Raw genomic sequence first — 15,960 nt, 5'->3', positions numbered from 1 at the left:
CACCTTCTCCCCGTGGAACGGGGAGAAGGAAGAGGGCTCACTTCGCGAATTCAGCTGGGTCGAAGTCGTATTGGGTCGAGCAGAACTCGCAGGCGACATGGATGCCGCCCTCCTCGGTCGATTCCTTGATCTCCTCAGCCGAAAAGCCTTCGAGAATGCCGCGGATCTTGTCGCGCGAGCAGGAGCACTGGTCGGCGACAGGGACGCCGCGGAAAACGCGCACGCCGTGTTCGTGGAACAACCGGTAGAGCAACCGCTCGGCGCCCACCGTCGGGTCGATCAACTCGGTCGGCTCGATCGTGCCGAGCAGCGCCAGCAACTCCTGCCAGGAATTGTCGGCCGGCTGGTCCGCAACGTCACGCGGATCGCCGTCGCCGCCGGAAATATCGGGAACGCGCATGCGCTCCGGCGATCGCGGCAGGAATTGCGCCAGGATGCCGCCGGCGCGCCACTGCTCGCGCGCGCCGGCCGGGCCGGGCGTGACCAGCTTGGCGACCGACATCTTGATATCGGTCGGGATCTGCTCCGACTGCCGGAAATAGGTGCGCGCGGCATCCTCGAGCGAGGTGCCGTCGAGCTGGACGATGCCCTGGTAGCGCTGCGTATGCGCGCCCTGGTCGATGGTCAAGGCCAGGACGCCGTCGCCGAGCAGCGTCTGCTGCGAGGTCTCGCCGGCGGCGGTCAGCGCCTGCAGCCGGTCGGCATCGAAGCGCGCATAGGCGCGCAGCGCATGCGGCGTGGTGAAATCAGCCACCAGCATGTCGACCGGACCGTCGGTGCGGGTCTGCAGAATGAACTTCCCTTCGAACTTCAGCGAAGTGCCGAGCAGCACGGTGAGCACGCAGGCTTCCGCCAGCAGGCGGGCGACCGGCTCGGGGTAATCGTGGCGGCTCAGAATAGCGTCGAGCATCGGCCCGAGCTGCACGGTGCGGCCGCGCACATCGAGCGGCGCGACCTCGTAAGGCACGACATGATCGTCGCCGGCGAAGCCGAATTCACCGAGTTGGGGTTTATGCTCAGCCAAGGTCTGGGTTTCCAACATGACAATACTCCGGGGCGCAGCCATGCCGCCCGATGAGCCGCATGCGTCGAAGCGCGTTCGATTTACGTGATGGCCCGCAAATAGGCATCACATGTCCCCAGATCAAGTTGAGCCCGATCGGGCCGGAAGCGGTCAGGTCCAGCCCTTCTCACGCGCCCAGACACCAGGCCAGCACCGCCTTCTGGGCGTGCAGCCGGTTCTCGGCCTCGTCGAAGACCACCGAATGCGGGCCGTCGATCACCTCGTCAGTGACCTCCTCACCGCGATGCGCCGGCAGGCAGTGCATGAACAATGCATCGGGCTTGGCTTTCGCCATCAGCGCCGCATTGACCTGATAGGGCAGGAAGACGTTGTGGCCGCGGGCGCGATGCTCCTGGCCCATGGAGACCCAGCTGTCGGTGACGACGCAGTCGGCCTGGTCGACGGCTTCCTCGGCGGACCTGGAAAACCGAACCTTGCCGCCATTGGCTTTCGACCAGTCGACATATTTCTCGAAAGGCTCGCTGCCTTCCGGCACCGCAACATTGAGGTTGAAGCTAAACCGCGCCGAGGCCTCCAGGAGCGAATGCAGCACATTGTTGCCGTCGCCGGTCCAGGCGAAGGTCTTGCCGGACACCGGACCGCGATGCTCCTCAAAGGTCATGATGTCGGCCATGAGCTGGCAGGGATGCGTGTCGTCGGTCAGCCCGTTGATGACCGGAACGGTGGCGTTCTCGGTGAGCTCCAGCAGCCGGTCGTGCGAGGTGGTGCGGATCATGATGGCGTCGACATAGCGCGACAGCACCTTCGCCGTGTCGGCGATCGTCTCCGAACGGCCGAGCTGCATCTCGGTGCCGGTCAACATGATGGTCTCGCCGCCGAGCTGGCGCATGCCGACATCGAAGGACACGCGCGTGCGCGTCGACGGCTTGTCGAAGATCATGGCCAGCACCTTGCCATCGAGCGGTTTTGAACGCTCGCCCGCCTTGAGCCTGGTCTTTCGCGCCACCGCGTCATCCAGCATGATGCGCAGGTCGCCCGCGGAAACGGCGGACAGATCGGTGAAGTGGCGAACACTCATCGGCAGGTTCCAGAAATTATTTGGCGGCTTCGGCGGTAATCGCGTCGGTCAGGCGCCTGGCGCCGCCGCGAATACGCTCCAGCGCCTCGCCGATCTCCTCGTCGGTGACGGTGAGCGGCGGCAGGAGGCGGATGACGTTGTCGCCCGCCGGCACGGCAAGCAGGTGCTGGTCGCGCAGCGCCATGTTCACCTTGGCGTTGGGCATGGCGCATTTCAGGCCGAGCATAAGGCCGGTTCCCCTGATGCCCTCGATGACGTCGGGGAATTCATCGGCCACCGCCGCAAGGCCCTGCTTCAGAAGCAGCGCCTTGCGCTGCACGTCCTCGAGGAAGCCGTCGGCCAGCACCACGTCGAGCACGGCGTTGCCGACGGCCATCGCCAGCGGATTGCCGCCGAAGGTGGTGCCGTGCACGCCGGCCGTCATGCCGGTCGCCGCCTCGTCGGTGGCAAGGCAGGCACCCATCGGAAAGCCGCCGCCGATGCCCTTGGCGATCGCCATCAGATCGGGCGTGACGCCTGACCATTCATGCGCGAACAGCTTGCCGGTGCGACCGATGCCGCACTGGACCTCGTCGAAGATCAAAAGCAGGCGGTGCTTGTCGCAGAGTTGCCGCAGCCGCTTCAGCGATTGCGTCGGCACCGGGCGTATGCCGCCCTCGCCTTGCACCGGCTCGATCAGGATCGCCGCGGTCTCCGGCGTGATCGCCTTCTCAGCGGCGTCGATGTCGTCGAAAGCCACCTGGTCGAATCCCTCGACCTTCGGGCCGAAGCCTTCGAGGTATTTGTACTGGCCGCCGGCGGCGATCGTCGCCAGCGTGCGGCCGTGAAAGGCACCCTCGAAGGTGATGATGCGAAAACGCTCGGGATGGCCCTTGACGAATTGATAGCGCCTGGCCGTCTTGATGGCGCATTCCAGTGCCTCGGCACCGGAATTGGTGAAGAACACCTTGTCTGCAAAGGTCGCCTCAGCCAGCCGCTCGCCCAGCCGGCGCTGTTCCGGGATCTCATAGAGGTTGGAGACGTGCCACAGCTTGGCGGCCTGCTCGGTGAGCGCCGCGACCAGATGCGGATGGCCGTGGCCCAGCGAATTCACCGCGATGCCGCCGGCGAAGTCGAGATATCGCTCGCCCTTGTCGGTGACCAGCCAGGTCCCCTCCCCACGGTCGAACGCCAGGGGTGCGCGGGCAAAGGTCTCGTAAAGCGCCGAACCGCTCATTATATGCGTCTCCGGAACCGGAAATCAAAAAAGCCGCCAATGCGGCGGCCTTTGCGGCTTATCATGTTTTTCGGCCATGAAGTCAACGAAAACGTCACGCAGAAGCGCGTGGCAAGCCCCTGACGCCACGCCGGCTCATAAGTAGGCCGGCAAGTTGGGGAAAACCGAAAAAACCGAATCGTGTTGCCCTGGGGACTCTTGTCACCGAGTCAGCGCATAAGGTATTTGTAGTCGAGAAATAACTAGATTTCGTGCGGCGGACCTAATCACCCGGTATATGTGGTGTTGTTTGCCCGGCGAGAGCCGGGGGCGGGAAAGGATTCTGACTGCCGTACGCCTCAGCAGGAGCGCGGTCTCATGAACTGGACTGACGAGCGGGTCGAACTTCTCAGGAAATTGTGGTCGGAGGGTCTGAGCGCCAGCCAGATCGCCGCACAGCTCGGCGGGGTGAGCCGCAACGCCGTCATCGGCAAGGTGCATCGCCTGAAGCTGTCGGGCCGGGGCCGCGCAACGGCTGCTCCGGCGCGCCAGAAGAAGGCGACGCAAGGCGCCTCGATGCAGAAATCGGTGACCCGCGCCGCGAGTGCCACGCGTCACGTGACCACCACCATCGGCGCCACCGCGCTGCAGGTGCAGTTCGACGCCGAGCCGGTCGCGCGCCACTATATCCGGCCGGTCGAGAACGTGGTCGTGCCGATCTCGCGGCATCTGCAGCTCGTCGAGCTGACCGAACGCACCTGCAAATGGCCGAACGGCGATCCGCTGTCGGAAGACTTCAACTTCTGCGGCAACGACGCCGCCGAAACGGGGCCCTATTGCAAGTATCATTCCCGGGTGGCGTTCCAGCCGGCGGGCGAGCGGCGCAGGGCGCGCTGAGCGAATAGCGAATAGCGAATAGCGAATAGAACTAGATAGAGTTTCGCGAAAGGGCAACTTATTTCCCCTACTCGCTACTCCCTATTCGCTACTCGCCCCCTACTCCCTTACTGCCTTACTCCCCATTTCACAGCCATCCATTCTTCTTGAACCGCCAGTACAGGAACGCGCAGATGAGCGCGATCGCCACCAGGACGGCCGGATAGCCGTATTCCATCTTCAGTTCCGGCATGTCGGAGAAGTTCATGCCGTAGATGCCGGCGAAGGCCGTGGGCACCGCCAGGATGGCGGCCCATGAGGCGAGCTTCTTGGATATTGCGGTTTCCTGGCTCTGCCCGACCAGCAGACTGGCTTCGAAGGCGAAGGCCAGAACCTCGCGCAGGGAGTCGATCTTTTCCTGCACGGTGCGGATGTGGTCGGTCACGTCGCGAAACAGCGGATGCATGGCGGCATGTATCTGCGGCAGGTCGGCGCTGGTCAGCCGACGGCAGACCTCGACCAGCGGCAGCGCCGCATTGCGCAGCCGCAGCAGATCGCGGCGCAGCATGTAAAGCCGCTCGATATCGGAACCGGTCATCGGCTTCAGAAGCACCTTGTCCTCGATCGCCTCGACCTCGTCCTCGATCTGCTCCAGCACCGGCATGTAGTTGTCGACGATGAAGTCGAGGATAGCGTAGAGGACGAAATCCTCGCCTTTGGCGAGCGAATGCGGGCAGCTCTCCCAGTGCTGGCGCACGGCGGCGTAAGAGGTCGACGGGCCGTGCCGGACGCTGACAATATAGCCGGCGCCGACGAATAGATGCGTCTCGCCGAAAGTGACACGGCCGTCGATCAATTGCGCGGTGCGGGCAACGATGAAGAGGGCGTCGCCATATTGCTCGATCTTCGGGCGCGCATGCGGATGCTCGGCATCCTCGATCGCCAAATCATGCAAGTGGAATTGCGCCTGCACCCGGAGCAGCAGGTTGCGATCGGGCTCGAGCAGGCCGATCCAGACGACATGGCCGGGTTTTGCCGTCCATTCGCCGGCCTGCTCGATGGCGATGTCGGCGATGCGCTTGCCGCCCGAATAGACGCTGGATGCAATGATGCCCGACGTTGGGGCCGGGGTCAGGTTTCGAACTTGTTCCATCGCAAACCTCCCGAGACTGCGACTGACAAAATCGCTGTCCCTGGAGGAGCTTATCCTAAATCAGGAAGCCATTCGAGAGGCGGCGGTTCACTTGGCCGGCACCGGGCCGGGAAGCACGACCTTGTCGGTCTTGTCGCCTTTCGGCCGGTCGGCTGGCATCTGGTCGCCCGTGACGATGTAATAGATCGTCTCGGCGATATTGGTCGCGTGGTCGCCGATGCGCTCGATGTTCTTGGCGCAGAACAGAAGATGCGTGCACGGTGTGATGTTGCGCGGATCTTCCATCATGTAGGTCAAGAGCTCGCGGAACAGCGAGGTGTACATGGCGTCGATCTGGTCGTCCCGGTCGCGCACGAGGCCAATCCTCTCGACCGAACGCGAGGCGTAGACGTCGAGCACTTCCTTGAGCTGCGTCAGCGCCAGATTGGCAAGCGCCTCGATACCGCGGAAAAGGCTATTCGGCTGGCGGCCGTCCACCGAGGCCACCCGCTTGGCGACGTTCTTGCCCAAGTCGCCGACACGCTCGATATCAGCCGAGATACGGATCGCGCCGACGATCTCGCGAAGATCCGTCGCCATCGGCTGGCGCCTGGCGATGATGATGATGGCCTTGTCGTCGATCTCGCGCTGTCCTTCGTCGAGGACGAGATCGTCCTGGATGACCTTCTGCGCGAGACCATGGTCGACATTCACCAGGGCCGCGACCGCCTGTTCGACCATGCGCTCGGCATGGCCGCCCATCGCGGCGATGCGCTTCGACAGGAATTTCAGCTCTTCATCATAGGCACTGGCGATATGAACGGACTGCATGGATATGCCTTCCCGGCTTGTGCCGGCTGGTGCGTTCCCTCAATCCGTCGCTGATACGTGAACCGCATGACAGAAAGAAGAAAATCCCGGTTGGTAACCGATATACGATCAGCGAGCCGGCAAATGAACCGTGAACGCCGCGCCCTTGCCGACTTCCGACTTGATGGACAATCTTGCGTTATGACGGGTCAATATATGCTTGACGATCGAAAGGCCAAGCCCGGTGCCTTTCTGGGCGCGGCTGTTTTCGACATCGACGCGGTAGAAGCGCTCGGTGATGCGCGGGATGTGCTCTTCGGCAATGCCCGGACCATAATCCCTTATCGTGACGTCGAAGCCCGGCTGCTGGCCATCCTCGCCGCCGGCGACCGATACGGTGACGCGCCCGCCTGACTGGCCGTATTTGCAGGCATTCTCGAGGAGATTCTCGAAGACCTGGAACAACTCGTCGCGATCGCCGGGGACGACAAGCGGCGCGTTGGCGAACTCCCGCTCGATGACGACGCCGTTCTCACTGGCTAGCGGCCCCAGCGAATCGATCACGCTGTCGATCGTCTGGCGAAGATCGACTTCCGTGCCCGGTCCCAGATAGGGTTTCATCTCCAACCGCGACAACGAGAGCAGATCGTCGATCAGGCGGGCCATCCGGCCGGTCTGGTTCTGCATGATCTGCAGGAACTGGTCGCGCGCCGCCGGATCGTTGCGGGCCGGCCCGCGCAGCGTCTCGATGAAGCCGGCGATCGAGGCAAGCGGCGTGCGCAGCTCATGGCTGGCATTGGCGATGAAATCGGCCCGCATGCGGTCGATGCGGCGCGTCTCGCTTTGATCCTTGAACACCAGCACGTAAAGGCCTGTGGCATGGCCGACCGTGGACGCGCTGACCCGATATGTGCGTTCCACCGGCAGCTTTTCGGTGTAGTCGACCGCATCGGAAGCGACTTCCCCGGCAAGGATGCCGTCGAGCAGCGCCTGCATTTCCGGGGCGCGGAACTTGAGCGACAGCGACATACCGGGCGCCAGTCCTCCAAAGGCGGCGAAGGCGGCAGCGTTGGCGTGAACGATGGTGGCGGAATGGTCGAAGATGATCAGCGGGTCGGCGACCGCGGCGGCCAGATATTCGCCGGAGAGCCTCTGCAGCCCGCTGGCCTCGATCGCTGCCCCCGCATCGGCCGGCTGGCGTTCGGCATCTGCGGGCAGCATCGCCGCGGCCGCCAGCGCGGCCAGGGCCAGCAGCAGCACATAGGCGGATGAGCCGGCGAAAAAATAAACGGCAAGGACCGCGAGAACGCCTGCGCCAAGCAGCCAGCGGTTGCGCGCCAGCCGCCCGGCCAAGGCTTGCCCCTTGTTGTCTTGTCCCGCGCCCGTCTCTGCCATAGGCCCGCGCCACCCCGCATCCCGTTCGACCGGTCAGCCGGCTCGCTGGACCGGCCTGACGCATGGGCCCCTGGAAATCAGGATCGATTTTCGCGAAGGTTCATGCGCAAGATCAAAATGCTGCAGCGTCTTTGCGCTGCACAGGCTCCATAGCATGAGTCCGCAAACTGGAAAGGTTCGTCCGGATGAAAAAAGCCAAGGAAACGGCTGAAGCGGTGCCGGCCACGGCACCGATCAAGATCAAGATCGGCGGCAAGGAGCGCGAGTTCGACATCGACAATCCGGTGCTGCCTGACTGGATCGAGGACAACAAGCTTACCGCCGGCGGCTATCCTTACGACAAGAAGATGAAAAGCGACGACTACGAAAAGGAGCTCGAGGAGCTGCAGATCGAACTGGTCAAGGCGCAGGCCTGGCTACAGGCCACCGGCAAGCGGGTGATGGCGCTTTTCGAGGGTAGGGACGCGGCCGGCAAGGGCGGTACGATCTTCGTGCTGCGGCAATATATGAACCCGCGCACGGCCCGCAACGTCGCGCTGCCCAAGCCGACGCCGACCGAGGCGGGGCAATGGTATTACCAGCGCTATGTCGACCATTTCCCGGCCTCGGGCGAGTTCGTCACCTTCGACCGCTCCTGGTACAACCGCGCCGGCGTCGAGCCGGTCATGGGGTTCTGCACGCCGGAGCAGCACGAGAAATTCCTGGACGAGACGCCGCATTTCGAGCGGATGATCTGCAACGAAGGCATCCATTTCTTCAAATTCTGGCTGAATATCGGCCGCGAAACGCAGCTCGAACGGTTCCATGACCGCCGCTGGTCGCCGCTGAAGAACTGGAAGTTCTCGCCGATCGACATCGCCGGCGTCGGCAAGTGGGACGACTACACCAGAGCGCGCGACCAGATGATCGAGCGCACACATAAGGAGTTCTCGCCCTGGGTCGTCGTGCGGGCCAATGACAAGCGACGCGCCCGGCTTGCGGTGATCCAGCGTATCCTGCTTTCCCTGCCCTATGACGGAAGGGACCTCGACGCCGTCGGCAAGCCCGACAAGAAGATCATCGGCGAGGGGCCGGAATTCCTTAAAGACTAGTTGTTGTTCTTCGTCTGGAACCGCTGGCCTGCCCTACCCGCGGGGTAACGCGGTTCCGGACGAGTTACAGCGCCGCGCGCCTTTCGGCTCGCGCGGCGCTGAGGTTTCATGCCGGGCGCTCAAGCGGCCAGGCGAGCAATCCGCTGCAGCCGCTTCAGCGTGGTGTCATCCTGAAGCGCCTGCTGGAACAGCGTGATCTCGTGGTCGATGCGGTCGCACAACACGTCCGTATCTCCCTTGAGGAGGCTGCGCGTCTGCAGCAATGCCGCAACAGGCTTCTTGGCCAGCTGTTTCGCCCTCGCCAGCGTTGCTTCCTCGGCGCTGCCTTGCGTCACGATCTCGCCGACCAGGCCAAGCGCCTTGGCGTCTTCGACGCCCAGCGTATCGCCCAAGCAGAAGAAACGGAAGGCGCCGGCATAGCCGAGCTTCTGGGGCGCCAGAATGCTGGTCGCCGCGTCCGGCACCAGGCCAAAATCGACGAACGGCACCCTGAAGGTGCTGCCCCTGGAAGCGATCACCATGTCGCAATGGAACAGGATGGTGCAGCCGACGCCGACGGCATCGCCGTCGACGCAGGCAAGGACCGGCTTGGGGAAGGTCGCCAACATGCGGAACATGTCGGTGACGGCGGCGATCAGTTCTCGGTGCTTGGTGGCGTCGAGGAACTCCGAGAAGTCGCCGCCAAGGCAGAAGCATCCGGCAAGGCCGCGCAGCATGACGACGCGGACCTCGTCGTTGACCGCCGCATCGCGCAAGGTCCTGGCAAGGCTCGCATAGGCGTGCCTGTCGAGCACCGGCCGGCCGTCATGCGAGGACACGGTGACGACCAGCATATGGCCGCGCAGTTCCGGTTCGGGATGGAAACTCATGACCGCCTCCATCACGAAGCCTGCTTGAGGCCGAGCAGACCGGGATAGCCCCGGTTCAGCACCGGCAGGTGGTGGTTGCGGCGGGCCCGCACGACCTCGAGCGTATGCTCGGTGAAGGTGAGCAGCGTCGCCACGACCTGCTGGTTGCCATAGGTGCGCTGGTAACCGAGCGGCGTCGCCAGGAAGTGCAGTTGCAGGGCGCGCAGCACCCACATCGGCTCGAACTCGATGATGACCTGGTTGACGTTGCGCTTCAGGCCCCATTCGACGAAGCCGGCGATCAGCTCGGTGCCGACTGTCGAGACGCCGCGTTTGCCGTCGCGAAAACCCGGAGCCACCGCGTAGCGGGTCAGTTCCCAGACATTCGGCCCCGAAGGGGACGGTCCTTCGCAGAGATCCGACAGAACATCCGTCAGAAGATGCGGCCGTGTGGTCGGCAGCATGCGCTGGTAACCAGCCAGTTCGCCGTTGCGGATGACGAGGTGGTGTTCGGCCTCGTCATGATCGAACTGGTCGATCTCGAGCTGGTCCGGACGGTCGAGATCGGTCCAACCCATCTCCTCGACGAAGATCTTGTAGCGCAAGCGATGGACCGCCTCCCAAAGGTCGGGGCGTTCCATCAGTTCCTGAGTGGTAAGGGCAAAGAGCATTAGCCGTCTCCTGGGCTTAAGAGGAAGATACGGCCGTGATGTCCCTTAAAATATTGCGCGAAGGCGCAGGCAAGAATTTCCAGGTCGGCACGGCCGACCTAGCTAATATAACCGCGCCTAATCGCCTCCGCGACCGCCTGTACCCGGTTGGCTGCCCCAAGTTTGCTCTTGGCGTTAAGAAGGTGTTTCTCGGAAGTGTGTTCCGAGATGCCGAGGATTTGCGAGATCTCCCATTCGGACTTGCCGACGGCGGCCCATTGCAGGCACTCCCGCTCACGCGCCGTCAATTCTATGTGATCGATGACGCTGTCGGCCTTGGTGTGCAGTTGCATGGCACGGCCGATCGCATACGTCGACGCGAGCGATACCATTCCGAATTCCGCATCCGACAATTCAACGGATTCGCCGCCCAGCGAGACCATGACGATCTGGCCGTCGAGCGTGACCAGCGGGAACGCCAGGCCGTCGCGCAGCTTGAACTCGCGCGCGTCGCCCATGACTTCGTCGCTGTTCTTGTCGATCAGGGCGTTCTTGGAAGCGTCCCGCCATTGGAACGGCGCCTGAAGCTGCTTCATGTGGCTGACGACCGGGTCGTGGTCGACATAGTTGCGCGCCACATAGCGCTCCAGCCATTCGCCGGGCCAATCGCAAAGCATCACATGCTGTTTCTGCCGGCCGCGCGGCGTGCCCGGCTGCGGCACGGTTCCCGCCATCAGTGCGGTCAGGCCGAAGCTCGAGGTGATGCCGAGCAGCCTCTCGCAGACCGCGGCCGCGGTGCCAGCATGCTGCAACTGGTCTATGTATTCCAGCGTTCTGTCGAACAGGCCCATCGCAACATCTACCCCATGTTGCTTCTGCTTTTTCATTACCGACGGTAGATGCCCGAACCCCCCTTCGTCATCAACCCCCGCGTCGCAATCTCCTCAGCAAAACCGGCAGCTTCCCCCTTCAGGCACGCAAGGTCACTTGCACACGTGCTAAAGCATACGCTGAATTTGGCGGCTTGAAATCAAAAACCGTTGTGCCTGCCCCCCTTTTCATACGAAAAGCCAAGAAAGCTGTCTGGGCGGAGCCTTATCGTGAAATTGCGGTGGATATTTCTGGCCCTGATATCGGCACTGACCGGCGCGCTGCCCCTTGCCGGACCGACTCAGGCAGCGGAGCCGCAGGTGCCGGTGCTGTGGGACGCCAAGGAACGGCTGCCGAAGCCCGATCTTTCCGCGCTGCCGCGGCTCAGATTCCTCACCACCACCGATTTTCCGCCGTTCAGCTTCCTCGACGGCGCCGGCCGCCTGTCGGGTTTCCACATCGATCTGGCGCGGGCGATCTGCGCGGAACTGGGCGTCGCCGAAAAATGCCAGGTCCAGGCTTTGCCGTGGAACGAACTGGACGATGCTCTGCAGAAAGGCGAAGGCGAGGCGATCATCGCCGGCATCGCCGCGACGCCGGACAGCCGCGAGAAATACGCCTTCTCGCGCTCCTACATGCAATTCCCGGCGCGCTTCATCATGCCCAAGGCGAAGGCCTTCGCCGAGCCGATCCTCGACAAGCTGCGCAGCAAGCGGGTCGGCGTCGTCGCCGGCTCGGCGCATGAGAAAATGCTGCGGGACTACTTTAACACCGTGCAGGTGGTGACCTTCGACACACCGGAAGACCTCTATGCCGACCTCAAGGCCGGCAAGGTCGACGCCGCCTTCGGCGATGGCATGCGCTTTGCTTTCTGGCTGGGCGGCTCGGACGCCGCCGGCTGCTGCCGCTTCGCCGGCGGTCCGTATCTGGCGCCGGAATATCTGGGCTCGGGCATGGCGATCGCCACCCGCAAGAACGACACAGCGCTTGCCGCCGCCTTCGACTACGCGCTGCAGGAAATCTCGATCAAGGGCACCTTCGCCGAGTTTTACCTGCGCTATTTCCCGGTGAGTTTTTTCTAACCGGTTATTCAGCAATTCCGAACAGAAGGCGCGGCGAAGTCGCCGAGCCTAACCGCTCAGACTTTTCCTGGATTGCTTCATGTCAGCGAGCGCAAGCGCGCCTTGGCCGCGCGGGCGATCGCGGCGACGGTCAGCGTGTCGAGGTCGAGCTTGAGGCGGATGAGCTGGAGGACGCGCACTTCCTCCATGCGCATTTCGAGATCGACGGCGGCAACCTCGAAAGCAGCCGCATAAGCGGTGTCGCGCAGCCGCTCCGGCAGCGCCTCGGCGACGCGCGCCAGCACGCCTTCCAGCCCGTCCTTCTCATGCAGCGCCTTCTGACACGCCTGCGCCACTGCAACCAGCCTGTCCTGGTTGAAGTCGACGAACACCGGCCAGGAGCGGACGACGTCGCCGATCCGCTGCAGCTCGACATCGGTCATGTCGCGATCGGAGGCCGATGTGATGACCATCAGGTGGATCAGGGCTTCGTGCGGCGTCAATGAAGGCATTCAAAACTCCTGAAGGCGGCGCGCATGTCATCTTTCCAAAACCGTGACACACTTTTGGATGACATGCACTGGATGATGGGCCCGAACGTAGGAGCGCTATCGCGGCGTCGCAAGGAAAAGCGCCGCAAATCGTTGACGCTCCAGCCTGTCACGCCTAGAGACCGGTCGACAAAACCTTATCCGCCGCGAAGACGGCCATGACTGGAACTTTGACATGACGGGATCAAACATCATCGATCTCACTCCCGAGATGCTTGCCGCGGCGGCCGAGAGCAAGGCCTGGCCGTTCGAGGAAGCGAAGAAAGTCATCGCCCGCTACAAGGGCAAGGACTTTCCCGAGACCGTCCTGTTCGAGACCGGCTATGGCCCGTCCGGCCTGCCGCATATCGGCACCTTCGGCGAGGTGGCGCGCACGACCATGGTGCGGCATGCCTTCCGGGTGCTGACGCAAGATAAGGTCAAGACCAAGCTTCTGTGCTTCTCCGACGACATGGACGGCATGCGCAAGATCCCGGAGAGCGTGCCGGACCGCGCCGCGCTTGAGCCCTATCTGCATATGCCGCTTACCTCGGTGCCCAATCCGTTCGGCGGCGACTATGCGAGCTTCGCCGACCACAATAATGCGATGCTGTGCCGCTTCCTCGACACGTTCGGCTTCGACTACGAATTCGCCAGCGCAACGCAGTACTACAAGGCCGGCCGTTTCGACGAGGTGCTGTGGCGCGCCGCCGAACGCTATGACGAGATCATGGGCGTGATGCTGCCGACGCTCGGGCCGGAGCGCCAGGCGACCTACAGCCCGTTCCTGCCGATCTCGCCGAAGAGCGGCCGCGTGCTCTACGTGCCGATGATAAATGTCGACGCCAAGGCCGGCACCATCACCTTCGACGACGAAGGCACCGAGACGACGTTGCCTGTCACCGGCGGCCGTGTGAAGCTGCAATGGAAGCCGGATTTCGGCATGCGCTGGGCGGCGCTCGGCGTCGATTTCGAGATGTTCGGCAAGGACCACCAGACCAACGCGGCGATCTACGACCGCATCTGCAACATCCTCGGCGGACGCGCGCCGGAGCATTTCGTCTACGAGCTGTTCCTCGACGAGGAAGGCCAGAAGATTTCGAAGTCGAAGGGGAACGGCCTGACCATCGACGAATGGCTGACCTACGCGCCGACGGAGAGCCTCGGCCTCTACATGTACCAGCGGCCGCGGCAGGCGAAGAAGCTCTATTTCGACGTCATCCCGAAGGCGGTGGACGAGTATTACGCATTCCTTGGCGCCTATCCGCGCCAGGACTGGAAGGAGCGGCTCGGCAATCCGGTCTGGCACATGCATGACGGCAATCCGCCGGCCATCGACCTGCCGGTGCCCTTCGCGCTGCTGCTCAACCTAGTCAGCGCCTCCAACGCGCATGACAAAGCGGTGCTGTGGGGCTTCATCTCGCGGCATGCGCCGGGCGTGACGCCGAAGACGCATCCGGAGCTCGACCGGCTGACCGGCTACGCGATCCGCTATTTCGACGACTTCGTGAAGCCGACCAAGGTCTACCGCGCCGCCGACGAGGTGGAGCGCGAGGCGCTGGCCAAGCTCTCCGACGCGCTCGGCGCGCTGCCGCAGGGCGCCGACGGCGAAGCGATCCAGAACGCCGCGCTCAATGTCGCGCGCAAAATCGAGCGCTACCAGGATCATTCCAAGCAGAGCCCGGAAGGCGGACCCGGCGTGTCGGTCGCCTTCTTCCAGATGATCTACCAGGTGCTGATCGGCCAGGAACGCGGGCCGCGCTTTGGTTCCTTCGCGGCGCTTTACGGCATCGCCGAAACACGCGCGCTCATTGAGCGGGCGCTGGCTGGTCAACTGGCGGCGTAACCGCGCCGCCATCGGCCGGCAGGATCGAATCCGGCGCGACCGGCGCCGGCCCTGACGCGGCCGGCAGCGCCGGTAGCCATCAAGCTTCGGCGCCGGGCCGAAAATACCTTTCCTTGCGGCGCGGGCCTTGTCCCCGGCCTCGACATAGGGACCGCCTTGCGCCGCGCGCGCCCAGCCATTCTCGACCAACCACTGGCCGATGTCCTGGTTGCCGATATGGCATTCGGCGGTAATGATGTCGCGACCGCCGTCCGGCGGCACCGTGCAGGCGACCGCACGGCCACGCAGGAAGGCGCGGAAGGCTGTTCTGGCGCGCGTGCCGCAGGCCCAGCTCTTGCCCGCGTCGCTACAGGTTTCGTCGGCCTTGACGACGTCCACGCCGGACACGGCGACCGCGTAGCCCTTCGACTCGATGAGCCCGGCGGCGGTGGCGACCGGCTGGAACAATTTTGTGCCGTTCCAATCGCCTGGCATCTTCGTTTTGGGCGGCTTGGGCGGCCCGGCCAGCGCCAGATCACTGAGCGGCGCGCGCGGTTCCACCCGTTCGAGTTCCTGGTCCGACAGGTCCGGCGGCGCCACGACGTCGGGATCGATGGCCCTCGAATGAGCGGCAGGCTTCAGTGGGCGCGGAGCGGCCGGCGCCGGGATGGCCGAGGTCGCGGGCTCTTGCGCGGCATCAGAAGCGGAAGGGGTGTCGCCGCCGGTGGGAAGCGCATCGGCGATGGGATCGATCTGATCGACCGTGATGCCGCTTTCGTGGCCATTGACCGTGCGTCCGCCGGCAACAACGAGAGCCGCCATCACGGGAAGTGCCAGAATCGTCAGAGCTGTTTGAAGAAGCCGCACCGGCCCCTGCCCTACTGGCTCGCCCAGACGATGCGCGCCATCCATTCGATGTCGCGCGTCGGAATGTCACGGTCCGGATGGGCAGGGTTGAGCGAAACCAGCACGATCGATTTCACCGTTTGCCGGTCGAGCACCTTGGCCATCACCTCGCCGGCGGTGGTCTTGACGACGACACGGTCGCCCTTGCGCGTCGGCGCGCCCGGTTCGACGATCAGCACATCGCCATTGCGGTAGAGCGGCAGCATGGAATCGCCCTGCACCTGCAGCGCGTAGGACGTCTCGGTCGCCCGCGCCGGAAGCTCGACCAGATCCCAGCCCTGCCCTGCCGGATAGCCGGCATCGTCGAAGAAGCCTCCCGCGCCGGCCAGGGCGAAACCAAGCAACGGGACGGCGCTGCGCTGTTGGGCTATGGAGGCGCCGCCGCGCCCTTCGACCAGTCCGGTGAATTCCTCGAGCGACGCGCCGGTGGCCTCGATGATCTTGGCCAGCGATTCGGTCGAGGGCCAGCGCGGCCGGCCATCGGAAGACAGGCGCTTCGACTTGTTGAAGGCCGTCGAATCGAGGCCCGCGCGCCGGGCAAGACCGGAAGCCGATAGCGAATAGCGCTCGGCGAGAGCGTCAATGGCGGCCCATACGCGGTCGTGTGAGAGCACGCGCGCACTCCTTCAAACAGGAAAAAATGCCTCAAGCCTGTCTAGCGCGCGACCA

General features: G+C 63.8%; 15 protein-coding genes and 1 pseudogene. 4 read left to right on the top strand and 12 right to left on the bottom strand.

Features of this window, described 5'->3' with window-relative positions; all coding sequences use genetic code 11:
• Positions 1 to 37 precede the first annotated feature (37 nt).
• The 3 genes from LB529_RS19045 to LB529_RS19035 all read right to left on the bottom strand — a co-directional run bounded on the left by LB529_RS19045 (position 38) and on the right by LB529_RS19035 (position 3,318).
• Entirely contained in the window at positions 38 to 1,066 is a 1,029-nt protein-coding gene (locus tag LB529_RS19045) for an Hsp33 family molecular chaperone (protein ID WP_095765894.1), read from the bottom strand.
• Positions 1,067 to 1,190: 124 nt separating this feature from the next.
• Positions 1,191 to 2,102 (bottom strand): ornithine carbamoyltransferase, encoded by a 912-nt coding sequence (gene argF, locus LB529_RS19040; RefSeq protein WP_140845699.1) that lies wholly within the window; start codon positions 2,100 to 2,102, stop codon positions 1,191 to 1,193.
• A 16-nt stretch (positions 2,103 to 2,118) separates the two neighbouring features.
• Complete coding sequence (locus LB529_RS19035; protein ID WP_224711967.1) at positions 2,119 to 3,318, bottom strand: aspartate aminotransferase family protein; 1,200 nt, start codon at positions 3,316 to 3,318, stop codon at positions 2,119 to 2,121.
• Positions 3,319 to 3,675: 357 nt separating this feature from the next.
• Here LB529_RS19035 and LB529_RS19030 point away from each other — a divergent pair, with 357 nt between their 5' ends.
• A complete protein-coding gene (locus LB529_RS19030; RefSeq protein WP_095765897.1) occupies positions 3,676 to 4,194 on the top strand; it encodes a GcrA family cell cycle regulator in 519 nt (172 codons plus the stop codon).
• 127 nt (positions 4,195 to 4,321) lie between these two features.
• On the opposite strand, the gene LB529_RS19025 is transcribed toward LB529_RS19030, so the two are convergent.
• The 3 genes from LB529_RS19025 to LB529_RS19015 all read right to left on the bottom strand — a co-directional run bounded on the left by LB529_RS19025 (position 4,322) and on the right by LB529_RS19015 (position 7,510).
• A complete protein-coding gene (locus LB529_RS19025; RefSeq protein ID WP_224639660.1) occupies positions 4,322 to 5,326 on the bottom strand; it encodes a magnesium and cobalt transport protein CorA in 1,005 nt (334 codons plus the stop codon).
• A gap of 87 nt (positions 5,327 to 5,413) precedes the next feature.
• Positions 5,414 to 6,136, bottom strand: a complete 723-nt coding sequence (gene phoU / locus LB529_RS19020) for a phosphate signaling complex protein PhoU (protein ID WP_095765899.1) — start codon at positions 6,134 to 6,136, stop codon at positions 5,414 to 5,416.
• A 108-nt stretch (positions 6,137 to 6,244) separates the two neighbouring features.
• Positions 6,245 to 7,510: an ATP-binding protein gene (locus tag LB529_RS19015; RefSeq protein WP_224512975.1), complete on the bottom strand. Its 1,266-nt coding sequence runs from the start codon at positions 7,508 to 7,510 to the stop codon at positions 6,245 to 6,247.
• Positions 7,511 to 7,695: 185 nt separating this feature from the next.
• Here LB529_RS19015 and ppk2 point away from each other — a divergent pair, with 185 nt between their 5' ends.
• The gene (gene ppk2, locus LB529_RS19010) at positions 7,696 to 8,601 is read left to right on the top strand and encodes a polyphosphate kinase 2 (protein ID WP_224711966.1); all 906 of its coding nucleotides are present in this window, start codon (positions 7,696 to 7,698) and stop codon (positions 8,599 to 8,601) included.
• Positions 8,602 to 8,720: 119 nt separating this feature from the next.
• Here ppk2 and LB529_RS19005 read toward each other — a convergent pair whose 3' ends face one another.
• From LB529_RS19005 to LB529_RS18995, 3 genes are all read right to left on the bottom strand, one after another.
• Entirely contained in the window at positions 8,721 to 9,470 is a 750-nt protein-coding gene (locus tag LB529_RS19005; RefSeq protein WP_224711965.1) for an enoyl-CoA hydratase-related protein, read from the bottom strand.
• 11 nt (positions 9,471 to 9,481) lie between these two features.
• Entirely contained in the window at positions 9,482 to 10,120 is a 639-nt protein-coding gene (locus LB529_RS19000; RefSeq protein ID WP_224602839.1) for an acyl-homoserine-lactone synthase, read from the bottom strand.
• A gap of 98 nt (positions 10,121 to 10,218) precedes the next feature.
• Entirely contained in the window at positions 10,219 to 10,950 is a 732-nt protein-coding gene (locus tag LB529_RS18995; protein ID WP_095765903.1) for a LuxR family transcriptional regulator, read from the bottom strand.
• A 249-nt stretch (positions 10,951 to 11,199) separates the two neighbouring features.
• Here LB529_RS18995 and LB529_RS18990 point away from each other — a divergent pair, with 249 nt between their 5' ends.
• A complete protein-coding gene (locus LB529_RS18990; RefSeq protein ID WP_411962542.1) occupies positions 11,200 to 12,051 on the top strand; it encodes a transporter substrate-binding domain-containing protein in 852 nt (283 codons plus the stop codon).
• Positions 12,052 to 12,128: 77 nt separating this feature from the next.
• Here LB529_RS18990 and LB529_RS18985 read toward each other — a convergent pair whose 3' ends face one another.
• A complete protein-coding gene (locus LB529_RS18985) occupies positions 12,129 to 12,542 on the bottom strand; it encodes a tellurite resistance TerB family protein (RefSeq protein WP_140845694.1) in 414 nt (137 codons plus the stop codon).
• A 214-nt stretch (positions 12,543 to 12,756) separates the two neighbouring features.
• On the opposite strand from LB529_RS18985, the gene LB529_RS18980 reads away from it, so the two are divergent.
• Positions 12,757 to 14,406 carry a lysine--tRNA ligase gene (locus tag LB529_RS18980; protein WP_224711964.1) on the top strand — a complete coding sequence of 550 codons (1,650 nt, stop codon included), beginning with the start codon at positions 12,757 to 12,759 and terminating at the stop codon, positions 14,404 to 14,406.
• Here LB529_RS18980 and LB529_RS18975 read toward each other — a convergent pair.
• Positions 14,369 to 15,252, bottom strand: a pseudogene (locus tag LB529_RS18975) (thermonuclease family protein). The gene LB529_RS18980 and the pseudogene LB529_RS18975 overlap by 38 nt on opposite strands.
• 11 nt (positions 15,253 to 15,263) lie before the next feature.
• Positions 15,264 to 15,905, bottom strand: coding sequence for a helix-turn-helix transcriptional regulator (locus LB529_RS18970; protein ID WP_224711963.1), 642 nt, complete (start codon positions 15,903 to 15,905; stop codon positions 15,264 to 15,266).
• Positions 15,906 to 15,960: the final 55 nt, after the last annotated feature.

Origin of the sequence: Mesorhizobium sp. CA5 (genome assembly GCF_020165105.1) — a bacterium.
Taxonomy (GTDB): Bacteria; Pseudomonadota; Alphaproteobacteria; order Rhizobiales; family Rhizobiaceae; genus Mesorhizobium.
Note: the sequence above shows the minus strand (reverse complement) of the source record. Positions and strands in the feature narration are given on the sequence as shown.